Genomic DNA, 12,940 nt, shown 5'->3' with positions numbered 1-12,940 from the left:
TAATTAGTAAATAATTAGCGTATCATGCTATTTAATACATTGTTATTTAAGGGGATTTGAAGTAGTGAATTTAGACATCATTTCTGATTTGAATGATTTAGAGCAAGAAATACTTTTCACATTTAAGTATTGGTATGACTGTGATTTTGAGGCTGATATTACGCATCCCTCATATCTATTAGCTAGAGATAAAATCATACTGAGAATGCAACAAAATGATTTCTTAAAGAACCCACTTAGAGTGACAGTACTTCCACAGTTTTCAAATGATCCTAGTTTTAAACCAAATCAAATATATGATTTTTTTATAAAAATAGATTTACTAAGAAGTGAAAGAAGTAATTTATCTTCAAGAACTTGTAAACAACGGTTCTCCGAAATTTTAATGGGATATGTAGATACAATGGGGGCTTACTATTATTGTTATAACATTGGATTAGCTAGAAAAGTAAGTGCGATTCGTGCAGTTAAGGCGCGCTATGATAAAAAATTATTACCTAGGCGTGAAATTTTATACAGTGTTTTACGTGAGCAATGTGCTTTAAATGGGTGTAAGTGGAAGAGCTTGAATCAGGCTGTAACTTCAATAATTCCGACATTGATAAAAGAATTCGAAAAATTTGATGTTGATTGGGTGAAAGCCTTAATTAAGGAAAAAGAAGAAGAGTTAGGAGAGGTAATGAGTGATGGGTATAAGCATCGTAAAGTATTATCCGACAAAAAGGCTAGGCAAGTAAAAGAATTACAAAAAGAAATTGAAAATCTAACAAGCATTCTAAATTCGAAAAACCCCTCCGCTGCATTAAAGAGTTTTGGCTACAATATGCCATACAACAATACTGACTACATGGAGGAAACAATTATCCACGAGTTAAGAAAAAATCACGATTTACTGAAAGAAATTTTAATCCCAAAAAATGAAAGTTAAATAAGAGAAAATCACATTTTTACTTTTACACCCAATTATTCCCTCATATGAATCAGGGTAGAGCGACACTTATTACAGGACTCTCTTTATTGGATCGCTATTAGATTCTACAGTTCTAACTCCTCCGCATAAAGTTCACTGAGCTCACCTTGTGTTTTTAAAAGTATTGCCAGCAAAAGTAGCCTATTTTGACCTAACAGGGCTAAGAGGATTTTTGCCCTAAAAAAACTTCAATCGACATTTAAAAATTGAACAGTTGTGTTTGATTTCTGGGGTAATGGCCTCTTTGATTATTTGAATAATTGCTATAAATATTATGATTTTTGATTTATAAAATATGATTATTATGATAAAAAGTACTGAATAACATTTCAATGAAATTTTATAAGTACTGCATCTAGAAGGTTTTAATGAATATAACTCCAACTTTATCTAAAATTTCAAAAGAAGAAATGTATATTTTATTTAGGGCTCGATATAGAAAGACTTATGATGGAGCCAAGCAAAAGGGGGTGGATCAGAATATTCTCATTTTTAGGGAATCAATAGATGTCATTCAGTTCTATGATCGTTGGCTGCTAAATATCAAGAATGATGAGGTGATGAGTAAAAGAAGATTCGAAAAAATGGATTTTAAGAGCAGAGAAAATTTCTTAAAAAATGTTGGTTCTTTGCAATATGCATCTGGATTATTGCCTGAGTGGCATGGATTGGAGATACCCGCATTTAGAAAATTTGTACAATATTTGATGGAACCAGAAGTGCAAGGCGGGTGGGGAAATCAGACAAATATTGTTATGTGGTTTAATCAGTTTTTTCAACAAAATAAATTTTGTATGAACAGCCCTCAGGATTTTAGTTCTATTCCTCGTGAGCAATTGGCACAGGTTTATTTTGAAATATCTGAATATTTAAACCCAAAAATGAAAACTGATGAAACAGTTAAACAAACATTTGCCTTGTCGGATGAAGAAGAGAGCTATTTTCAGTATTTCAAAGACACATTAGATCGAAATGGGCAAGTGTACGTCATGTGTTTGGACATTAATCTGTATGCACCTTCCGATGATTGTTCAAACAGTTACACCAGCTTATTCAAAGTACTAAAAGGTAAAATTGATGCTATACGCCAGTTGATAGCTCAAACTGAGAATTTACAAAGTTATTTATTAAAATTAGAACCGATGCAGGAAGCTGGTCTAAATTTGCATTGTATATTGATGTTTAATTGTAAACATTTGAACTTCTCAGAAGATGGGATTATTGCTCAATTAGATAAGAAAATGAAACAGGAGGCTGGTCTGTCTGCCGAAAGTTACGACCTAAAGAATTGGAATAAGCATCTTCGAGATTATCATCATAGCAATGCCGTGGGTTTAATAAAGAAGGGTAAGGGCAATGAGCTTTCACTTTATTATTGTTGGTACTGGGTTTACAGCTATTTTTTTTCTGTAGACCAAGTCATAAGCCTGAACATAGACGGCTATAATAGTAACGATGATATTTTTAAGGCTCACTCAAATAAGTCTTTAATGCCTCAAGGGGCATTACTGCAAAAGGATATAACAAAACAGATCACATTTGATGAGCTTTTAACACTTTCTAAGTGCAATAAAAGCTACGATTGCCAGCACCTCCCTCAAATAGCTCAAAATTATCTCGATAAAGTTGCATTGATGGATTTACGTTCTGTTTTACCTCCTCCTATCAGTCACAAGGATAAGATTCCACGCAGTAGCTTACTTTATTTGATGGAGCTGTTCTGTGAGACGTTGAAAACGGTTCCAGCAAAACTATTCAATGTGGTAATAACGCCAGCCACGTCTAATAAGAATCGTTCTCCTAAATTTTATAGCGATAGCATGACGCGTTTAGGGCGTATTTGGTTTGGTCTTTTCAAACACTTAAACGGTGTGGATTATCCTTTTATTCAAATAGAAATGCTTGGTTTCGAATCACAAAATGTAATCGATTTTAGGAGCTTCTTTTCTTCCAAGGCGAGTGAGTTATTGGATTTATGTAATCACACAATAGGCCCTGAAACAATTCAAAAGTATGAAGAGATATTAAGAGGTTTTAAAGCAAGTCTGAATGTGAATACTTATAACAAGCAACTTAAAGAATTAGATAAGTCATTTGAAAAGTTGTCAAAATATGGTGATTACCTTTTAGAAAAGGACATACTGGTTCATCGATTGCATCTTAAATTTGGTCGTCTGCATGGTGGTAATTTTAGCAAAAAAGAGCAATCGGCAATTTTAACAGAGTTCCTTCGGGTAGGGCGCTCAACTCAACCTTTACGTTGGTTAAGAGGGTATATACTGCGTTGGGATGAAAAAGGATTTGTAGTTGGGCAAGACAAAACGTTGTATGCAGACCTAACCTTGATTTTTAATTATGACTCAGAGTTACAGTCTATTGATATATATCAAAGTTTAGATTCATTTTTGAAAAGGTTTATTGACCAGCGCAATGAAAAATATCGAAATTCAGAGGATTTATCTCATAGTGGTTCTCTTGCTTTTATAAAAGCAGAGTTTACTTACCTTCTAGATCCCCAAGTTATTTGGGATGGAGTGATCGAACTTTCGTCAAAACCCTTAAAAATTGAGACTATAGACAAAGTGACTAGGGGAGCTTTTAAAGAAAAGTATTTGCCATATATTTGTTACAAGAGTTTATTTAGCCCAATTCAAGGTTGGGTGCCTAAAGAAAAAAGGCTAACACCAGGGCAAAAACCTAAATCAAAGCATGTGCTTGTCAAGAAAAATGACGATGAACAATCATGATTGTTTGCGTGTTTTTTCATTGAAAGCGTTGAATAACTTTAGCTCTGCTGAAAATGATCAATTTTCTATCATTCCCTAGGGTAAATTGATTGAAATGTTTCTATATTTCAATGAATCTTAGGGCATTTTTTTCTCTGAAAAGCTGTAGTAGATATTATATATATGAATTATATAACTAAAGATTAAGAATTAAAAAATACTCAAACACCTGATCTGATGAGCATATTACGGAATTACTCATCATGAATATTCATCAACACACTCTCCATGAACCAAGACTGCTGATTGAAATTGAATCCTTTACCAAGAGGATTATCAACGATGGTTTGAAGAGAGAAGACCTACCTGAACTGGTTATATTGCTAAATGCCTTTGAACAGATCTATTCCTGTAATCATGTGTATGCAGACTACGTTAGTTTATTTGAGTTCTTAGCTAGCTATGAGTTTTATGGCTTTAAGCAAATGCAAGATGGTCAATACACCTATGCATCTCTTTTAGAGATAAGGGATGAATCGATACAACATTTCAGTATGCAGTTTCAGGTACATAAACCCAAAGTGCTTAGTGATCTTCGTCAGTATAAGTTTGGTGTTAAGAGGAGATTAGGAAAACTTCGAACAGCGGTAGAGAGATTATTCCATCGTTATAGCCGTAATCTTATTGTCAGGGTGGATTTGAAGTATCACGTGGATAAACAGCATATGGTTGATATTGAAATGTTTAATCTACATGTTCAAATGCTTCGTAACCGTATGGCAAATAAGCATACGTGTTTTAAAAACCTGAAACTGAATGCTTGGTGTTTAGAGCAGGCTCCGCTAGGAAGTTATCATGTTCATTTGTTTTTGATCTATGATGGTTCTGCATCTACGTATGACTGCAAATTAGCTCGATGGGTGGGTAGGGTATGGATGGATGAAATCACGGAAGGGCTTGGTTATTATTGGAATTGTCATACGTGTAAACATGCGGATGATGACTTGGAAGACAGTCACACGATACTAGCTAATACAGACAGCATTCAGCAAAAGGAAAGTTATAAGTATCTAAATGGTTTGGGTATGATTAAACGTGAAGACTCAAGAGGATTAGAAAGACTTAAGTCTGTGTATGGCTATTTAGCTCGTATGACTGTTGAAAAGATTGAGCAACGGCTTAGAGTCCGTGTGAAAGGTATGAGGGCTTTTGGCTGTTCTTCGTGTTGATTGAGCAAAAGGTTATATCTCTCAATACACTAGGATAGGGTTATATATTATTAGCTAAAAAAGCTATTTGGGACTTTTAAGGAATTGAGTCATACTCGGCTTAATTCCTATAGGTAAAATTTGGGTATTATACTTGAGCATATATTTACATTTCGTATAAAAGTTTTATGTTAAATAAAAAGACATCTTAGAATGCATCTGTTCAATAAACAGCTAAGGTCTTCGATAAATAAAGCGAAGACCTTAATGATGAATTGAGTATATTTTCTAATAGAATCAATGTTTATAAAGAGGAAAATAAAGATCCAGGTTGTACTACATTCAAAGATTGATCGAGAAGAGCTTCTAAGAATTGCTGAGGAGCAAGCCTTTCATAAATAGATAGAAATTCTTCTGTTAATGTTAAATAATTTTCATGCTTTCCAGATACTACTTCTAACCAAATACTAGGTCGGTATCTTACTAAGATTGATAAAGCATATAAAATTACTACGGTTATACATCGATATTCATTAACAGATCCAAAAATTGGAAGTATATAACTAGTCGCAGTAAAAGGACTTCTATGTTGCTTAATTACGCTATGCCAATTTTGATTTTCTGAATGTCTTATAAGTGCTTTGAAATGTAGACCGGGACTGTCTGATTCAATATATTCTATTTGTTCTAAGGGTAAATCTAATCTTTCTAAATCCTCAATAGTTTTACTACCTGACCTATCTCGTATATGTATATATGTTGAATCTTTGGTTTTACCAAAGCTATTATTTATAGCAATATCATAGTTAAAATTAAGCCAATTTGTGGGAGTGCTAGAAACCATTCCTAATAAGTCTTCTAATTCAGGGATATGTGAAAACAACTCTATGAGAGTTATTAGATATGGACTAGATAAGTCTATGTCTGATGGTTTCTTGGGCTTTGCTTGCGGAAATTTAGAGATATCATGCCCCAAAATAGCTAACCAGTTTTTAAAAAACCCACTATATAAAATTCCTACAATGAATCCTTCAAAAGCATTATCTTCTATACTATCCTGTGTATGTAATCCATGACCAAATTTAGTCATATTTTCTACTTCTTGTAGCGATTTTGAGCCATTAGGAGATGCTAACATTTCTGCTGATGCAAAGGCTATGGCGCCATAATAAAGGCTGATAATCCTTTGATTTGATTTCTGATTTTTTGCATTCTCAAAATAATCACAACCATTCTTAACACAAAAGGCAAGGCCTATTGCTTTAGCTTTAATACATTCCATTTCCAAAGGAAGATTTTCTTTTTCATAGCGTTGAATAATCAGTTTCTCAGCTAGTCCTTTAGTTTTAAATTGGCGTATGCGGCTCCAAATTTGGTTTATTGGTTCCTCTGATTGAATAGTATTATTAAACTCTTTAGTAGTAATGATAGGCTTTTGTTGTCCACCTAATGATTTTTTACCATCAGATGCTTTTGTATTCCATGCGACTATGTGTGTTTGAATATTTTTTACTTCAATAACTTCTTTCGAGATCCCAAAAGCATAAGATTCTAGGTGGTAGAAACTACCATTTAAAACGATAAGATCAACTTCTTTATCCAACTTTTTATAGATTAAATTATCAGTAGCACAAGTATATAAAAAGCCTAATTTAAATTGAATATCTCCTTTGGTCATTTGAAGAACCAAATATTCACCGACAGGTTCTATTTGAAGAATTTCACAATTCCAAAGGTGCAGTTCAAATGGAGTAATAATTTTTGAGTGAGCATCTTTACCCAAAAGATCTAATCTTAGTTTTTTACCGTTATCCACAATGTTCCTTCACTCATAACTATTTGATTAATTATAACTCTTATCTAACCATCTTTTATTTAAATTTAGATTAATGCTTATCTTGTAAAAATTATAATTTTAAGTTTCGCTAAAATTAACATAATTGCAACTTTTGCTAAACATTATAAATTTTATAATAAATATCAATATTTTATATTAATTTTGTCTAGAGTTTAGTGAACTAGAACGACTTTTTCATGATTATTCACGTTTCACGTCTGATATTTAATTAATGTTCCACCATTTTTGTAAGCAGAACAAAATTTAGGAATTGAGTCATGCTACCTTGTAAGTGATCAATAAATATATAGAAATATAAAACAAGCTCTATTCCTAACCATCTGAATTGACTTAATTTGCCCTCACCATTATTCTTAGCATGCTGACCTACATTGTCAGTCGGTTTTGACAGACCGAAGATCCATGGCGGCTTATATATTTCTATAAGTCGTTAGAACCCTCGTGTCCCCCTTCTTTGCGGTAGGACGGGAGGGGGACGCTTTACGCGTGCTGGTTCCTTGGATCCCAGTCTGTCAACCCCTTCTCGTTCTGCCACCATAATCAATTGACAGTGATTCGGTAGAACTTCTTAATTCCAAGGAGTCCATCATGGTCATTCAAAACATTCCCTTACTGTACTGAATTCAATTTCAAACAACTGACTTTTCACCAAGCAGTTGATGGGATTTATTCGTCTCATTTTATTCATATTCGCACATCTTCCTGACTCGGGAGTATGCGTTGTCGTGTCTTAAATTTTGATTTCAATACAGAACAATACCAGAGGGGAGCTTTATGAGAATTCAAACATTCAGCATGCTTGCTGTATTCCTTTTACCTATTTTATCTGCCTGTTCATCTACGGATAGCAAAGACCGTAAAGCCTATATCGAACAATGCATGTACCCAAACGCTGCCATTAAAACCGCAGTGGAAAGTGAAGAAGCCTGTAGCTGTCGCTATGACAGTATTCGTGAACAATACGGCAAGCCGTTCTTTACTGTACCGATTAGCAGTGAAGAAGATCAACGTCGTCTGGACTTTGCCAGAGGTTATACCGTGGGTAAATGCAGAGGGTAGGAACATGCTAAATAAAAAATTACTTTTCATCATTGCTGTTGCTTTGCTTACAGGCTGTAGCTCCAAACAAGAAAAGGCCTGTCAGGAAGAAGCCAATGTGGCTGAAAGTGTGATGCAGGCTCGCTTGAGCTATGGCGGCTTTGCCGAAGCGACTTATATGCTTGCAGGCGATAACGATGAGCTGAGAGAACAACTCAGACCGATGATTCATGATGCCTTTGAATATAGTCGAGGTGGTACAGCGACCTTTGAAAAAACCAAACAAGTCTTTAAAGATAAATATTACCAACAATGCATGGACAGGCCAGCACCTTGATGTGAATGCCTAGCATATGGGGAATAGGGGGAAGAGATAAAATGAAAAAGATCATGATGTTGGCAACCATAGCCATGTTCACAGTCGGTTGTGAAAAACAACCAGAAGCAGCGCAAGCGCAGAATAACGCAGTGAAAACCGAAGCAGTCAAAGCAAAGGCTCAAACAGATCAACTGACTGAGAAAGAACTACAGGACTTGGAATCTTTAGAGAAATCACCGAGTGAAGAAACGGCAGCTACAGCAGGCTATTATCTCAGTAACCTAGAGGTGACGCCCATTGCGGAAATACGAGAATTTATTGCTAAAGGCTGGGAGGAGTGGGAAACCCTGAATAGACAAGAAGCCGAGAAGGACGCACAACAAACATCATCCGACCAAGGCGATGCATCCATGCAATATCGCATTGAAATCAAGAATCAGGTCTTTGGTGGGAAACATGAGGTTGAAACAGCCTATCTACATTTAATCTCATTGTCTGACAGCATTACACTGGATCGAGTGGTGGTGAACCGTGGTAACTGTAGAGCAGATTACCGTGATGGTGCCAATCCAATTCTGTACGGTAAATCCATGCGCTTCTTCTTAAATTGTGATCCACGGAATGTCAGAGAAGTGGTTGCAGTACTCAAGGATGGACGTGAAATTGTGATGACAGCTCAATAAGATCAGACAGTTTATAAATGCTATGAATTTGAGGGTTTTAAAGCGCATTGGAATAAATTTCACTTATATAACATAAAGATGAATCAATACACTGAATGCGTTTGTTGAGCCAATTACATAAGGCTTAATAAGCACATTCACAAGACAAATCTGAATCAGGCTGCTGGACTTCATTCCAATCAAGGGATGGGGTTCAGCAGCCTTTTTTGTTTATAAGGAAACAATCACATGGCACATCAACTTGAACAAATGGCGTATGTAGGCGAAACCCCTTGGCATGGCTTAGGGAATCAACTGACCCAAAATCAACCGATTGAAGTCTGGGCACAACAAGCAGGCATGGATTGGCGCATTGAATCTTCCAATGTTAGCTATATGGCACAAAATGAACGAGGGCAAAGCATCATCATGCCCTATGAAGAACAGCGAGTGCTTTATCGTTCAGATACCCATGCACCCTTGTCTGTGGTTAGCCAACGCTATCAGGAAGTGCAACCCAAAGAAATTCTACACTTCTACAAAGACCTGACTGAACAATCAGGTTTTGAATTAGAAACCGCTGGGGTACTCAAAGGTGGAAAGAAATTCTGGGCATTGGCACGAACAGGACAGACTTCAGCACTCAAAGGTAAAGATGTCAGCAATGGTTATATTCTCTTAGCCACCGCTTGTGACGGAACCCTAGCCACCACCGCACAATTCACCAGTATTCGCGTGGTGTGTAATAACACCTTAGCCATTGCTTTAAAAGGACAAAACTCCAGTGCAGGTGTGGTTAAAGTCCCCCACAGCACCAAATTCGATGCTGAGAAGATTAAACAACAACTGGGTATTTCAGTCCGTGCATGGGATGAACATATGTATGAAATGAAACAACTGAGTCAGCGTAAAGTCACGCAGACTGAAGCTGCTGCTTATTTCGATGCGGTGTTTAATAACACCAGCCTCACACCTACAGAACAGGATGACGGCATTATTCAGTTCTATCGTAATGTTGCCAATCAGGCTGAGACCACAAAAACCGAACCCAATGGACGTGCGATGTCTAAAGTCATGACCATGTTTAATGGACATGGACGAGGGGCTGAACTCAGTTCAGCTAAAGACACCGCCTATGGCTTATTGTGCTCGATTACAGAGTTCTGCGATCACGAGCGTCGTGCCATGAGCCAAGATCATCGACTTGATTCTGCTTGGTTTGGTGCAGGGGCAGGCTTAAAACAACGTGGATTGGAACAGGCTCTAAGGATGATTGCTTAAGTTTGCTTTAAGCTTTTGAGATTAAATTAAAAATTGTCAATCAAGCAAAGTTTATGTTGCACCACCTCCAGAGCATAAACCCTTTATAGCCACATCACACGATGTGGCTTTTTTTATGCCTGCTATTTTTAATCCATCCAATTGTTCAACTCCAGCTTATTCACAACAGCAAGCCACATCTTTGAATGTGGCTTTTTTATGCCCGAAATTTACAAAATAGGAAATGATCATGAATACAGCACTAAACACACCTCTGAAAGTAACACCGAATCCAATGGTCAATATTCATACCCATCGTCCCAAGCTGTTTACCGCTAAACGCTTTGTGGATACCAAGAAACTCAGCCAAGCCGAATGGTTAGCAGTACGTCGACAAGGCATCGGTAGCAGTGATTGCGCCGCAGCCTGTGGACTCAATCCCTATATGTCGATGCTGGAACTGTGGATGATTAAAACAGGTCGAATCAAACAATCCATCGAAGATGAAAGCGAAGGGCATGCACCTTTGTATTGGGGCAAACGGCTTGAACCCTTGGTCGCTGAATACTACAGCATGCACACCAACTACAAAGTCCGTAGAGTCAACGCAGTGCTACAACATCCCGAAGCTGATAAACATTTCATGCTCGCCAACTTGGATTACTCGGTGACAGGTGATGCAGATGTGCAAATATTGGAATGTAAAACTGCAGGGGAATATGGGGCCAAGCTGTGGCGAGACGGTGTGCCTTTATACGTGCTGTGTCAGGTACAACATCAATTGGCAGTGACAGGTAAGAAAGCAGCCCATATTTGCGTACTGATTTGTGGACATGAAACCCGAATCTTTAAAGTGACCCGTTCTGAATCGGTGATTCAACACATCATCGATGCGGAGCGTTACTTCTGGGAATGTGTGGAAAAGGATACCCCACCTGAAGCCGATGCCAGTGAATCGGCAGCCAAAGCCTTACAGCTTTTATATCCTGAACACGTCCCACTTAGCACCACAGACTTATCCGAAGATACACAAGCCAATCAACAGTTTGAGCAATTGATTCAAGCACGCAATCAAATTGAAAAGCATCAGGAGCAATTCGATCTGCTGAAACATCAACTGCAAGCCAAGATGCAGCAGGCTGAACGCGCAACATTCTTAACAGGCTCAGTGACGTGGAAAAAGTCCAAAGACTCAATCAGCTTAGACAGTAAGGCATTACTGAAACAGTACCCTGAATATTTGAGTCAATTTCCACAAAGCAAACTAGGTTCACGGCGTTTCAACATTTATGCCAATGATGATTGAAGCCGATTTAGCCTAAGCAAAATACAAGACACCACCTAAAAATCCCATGCCTCAGCGCATGGGATTTTTTATGTCCATTTCATTTTTAACCAAACAACACATTTAAACGACAGAGGAAATTACTATGATTAAAGGTTTAGCAATCACACCACCCATACTTGGCAGAATCAGTATCGGCAAGGTCGTGGAAAAGAATGGCAAACGACTGCCCGAAAAGGATGACCAATTTACCATTACTAGCCAAATTCAAGGCAAAGAAGGTTGGGTCAAGCATCCACTCGATGAACAACTTCGTGCGAAAGCACCGAACCAAAAGCTCAGAACCATACCAGTCCGTATGATCTTTAATGATCCTGAACTCAATCTACGTGCAGAGTACAGTTTATTTGATCGTCAAACAGGGCGTCCTGTTTGTGTGGGTAATGGTGAAACATGCCAACGACTCACTAATCAAGGGATTGAACAACATCCATGTCCATCACCTGACTTATGTCCTTTGGCACAAGGTGGCAACTGTAAACCTTATGGAAGGTTACATGTCAATTTAGATGAATCGGATGAACTGGGTACATTTATCTTTAGAACCACAGGTTTTAACAGCATTCGCACTTTGGCAGCACGACTCAGTTACTACCATGCAGCCTCCAATGGCTTATTGTCCTGCTTACCGTTGCAATTGACTTTAAGAGGTAAATCCACCACACAAAGTTATCGTACACCTGTGTATTACGTGGATTTAACACTACGTGATGGCGTGAATCTGCAACAAGCCATTCAAATGGCAAAGGATATAGATCAGCAAAGCAAAGCTTCTGGATTTAATCAAAGTGCATTGGATGCAATAGCACGGCAGGGTTATGGCAATGCACGGTTTGAGGTGAATTCGGAAGAGGGATTGGATTTGGTGGAGGAGTTCTATACGGATGAGGGTATTGAAGCTGAACAAATGAAACCTGAGTCGAAACCCAAGGTTAAAGCAAAGTTCAATCATGGGGATGGTTTTGTGCAGGATATTCAGCAAGGGTTGCAGGGGAGTGTGAGGGCAGTGAATTGAAGCTAATCGTAAAGAATCATTAGATTCTTTACGAGTTATACACTCGATTTATTTTTTATCATATTTAGTATCAATAGCTTATAGAGCTATCGTATTAAGTCTAAACTTTGTCTTTATTCAAGCTAAATTTTTCAATACACCACATCTATCAACTGTGCATGAACCATCGCATGTCTTTCTTATATCTAATAATTGTTCAATTAGTTTTTGCTGATTTTTGATACTTTCTTGTACATCTACAATATGTGCGTCAATTAATTCATTTACTTCTGAACAGTTTTGGGTGGGTAAATCTTTATAAGAAAGCAATCTTTTGATTTCATTAAGATTCATATTTAGAGAGCGGCAATTAACTATAAATTTTAATCGGTCGATATAAGCTTCGGAGTACATTCTATAGTTCCCCTCAGTTCTTTCAGGCTGAGGAATAAGACCCTCCTTCTCATAGAATCTAATAGTTAGTACTGAACAAGAAGTTTTCTCAGATAACTCACCTATTTTTAAAAACATTGAAATCAACCAAATCTAGCTTGACTCTA

At 37.3% G+C, this 12,940-nt stretch carries 11 protein-coding genes; 9 read left to right on the top strand and 2 right to left on the bottom strand.

From position 1 onward, the window contains the following. Nucleotides 1-64: 64 nt before the first annotated feature. The 3 genes from ACINWC743_RS12955 (at nt 65) to ACINWC743_RS12945 (ending at nt 4,925) form a co-directional block, all read left to right on the top strand. Nucleotides 65-928 carry a hypothetical protein gene (locus tag ACINWC743_RS12955; protein WP_009585781.1) on the top strand — a complete coding sequence of 288 codons (864 nt, stop codon included), beginning with the start codon at nt 65-67 and terminating at the stop codon, nt 926-928. Nucleotides 929-1,338: 410 nt separating this feature from the next. After that, nucleotides 1,339-3,717: a hypothetical protein gene (locus tag ACINWC743_RS12950; protein ID WP_009585731.1), complete on the top strand. Its 2,379-nt coding sequence runs from the start codon at nt 1,339-1,341 to the stop codon at nt 3,715-3,717. 242 nt (nt 3,718-3,959) lie between these two features. Beyond that, nucleotides 3,960-4,925 carry a YagK/YfjJ domain-containing protein gene (locus ACINWC743_RS12945; RefSeq protein ID WP_009585655.1) on the top strand — a complete coding sequence of 322 codons (966 nt, stop codon included), beginning with the start codon at nt 3,960-3,962 and terminating at the stop codon, nt 4,923-4,925. Between the two features lie 283 nt (nt 4,926-5,208). Here ACINWC743_RS12945 and ACINWC743_RS12940 read toward each other — a convergent pair whose 3' ends face one another. Then, nucleotides 5,209-6,720 (bottom strand): YaaC family protein, encoded by a 1,512-nt coding sequence (locus ACINWC743_RS12940; RefSeq protein ID WP_009585778.1) that lies wholly within the window; start codon nt 6,718-6,720, stop codon nt 5,209-5,211. 816 nt (nt 6,721-7,536) lie between these two features. Here ACINWC743_RS12940 and ACINWC743_RS12935 point away from each other — a divergent pair. The 6 genes from ACINWC743_RS12935 (at nt 7,537) to ACINWC743_RS12910 (ending at nt 12,401) form a co-directional block, all read left to right on the top strand. Continuing rightward, nucleotides 7,537-7,821, top strand: a complete 285-nt coding sequence (locus tag ACINWC743_RS12935) for a hypothetical protein (RefSeq protein ID WP_009585676.1) — start codon at nt 7,537-7,539, stop codon at nt 7,819-7,821. A 4-nt stretch (nt 7,822-7,825) separates the two neighbouring features. Beyond that, the gene (locus ACINWC743_RS12930) at nt 7,826-8,137 is read left to right on the top strand and encodes a hypothetical protein (protein WP_009585749.1); all 312 of its coding nucleotides are present in this window, start codon (nt 7,826-7,828) and stop codon (nt 8,135-8,137) included. A gap of 41 nt (nt 8,138-8,178) precedes the next feature. Beyond that, entirely contained in the window at nt 8,179-8,802 is a 624-nt protein-coding gene (locus ACINWC743_RS12925) for a hypothetical protein (protein WP_009585713.1), read from the top strand. Between the two features lie 228 nt (nt 8,803-9,030). Further along, complete coding sequence (locus ACINWC743_RS12920) at nt 9,031-10,062, top strand: DUF932 domain-containing protein (protein ID WP_009585679.1); 1,032 nt, start codon at nt 9,031-9,033, stop codon at nt 10,060-10,062. 229 nt (nt 10,063-10,291) lie between these two features. Beyond that, entirely contained in the window at nt 10,292-11,347 is a 1,056-nt protein-coding gene (locus ACINWC743_RS12915; protein WP_009585773.1) for a YqaJ viral recombinase family protein, read from the top strand. A gap of 124 nt (nt 11,348-11,471) precedes the next feature. Beyond that, the gene (locus tag ACINWC743_RS12910; RefSeq protein ID WP_009585702.1) at nt 11,472-12,401 is read left to right on the top strand and encodes a hypothetical protein; all 930 of its coding nucleotides are present in this window, start codon (nt 11,472-11,474) and stop codon (nt 12,399-12,401) included. Between the two features lie 117 nt (nt 12,402-12,518). On the opposite strand, the gene cadR is transcribed toward ACINWC743_RS12910, so the two are convergent. Continuing rightward, nucleotides 12,519-12,911, bottom strand: a complete 393-nt coding sequence (cadR, locus tag ACINWC743_RS12905) for a Cd(II)/Pb(II)-responsive transcriptional regulator (protein ID WP_005312186.1) — start codon at nt 12,909-12,911, stop codon at nt 12,519-12,521. Nucleotides 12,912-12,940: the final 29 nt, after the last annotated feature.

The organism is Acinetobacter sp. WC-743 (assembly GCF_000335555.1).
Classification (GTDB): domain Bacteria; phylum Pseudomonadota; class Gammaproteobacteria; order Pseudomonadales; family Moraxellaceae; genus Acinetobacter; species Acinetobacter bereziniae.
Note: the sequence above shows the minus strand (reverse complement) of the source record. Positions and strands in the feature narration are given on the sequence as shown.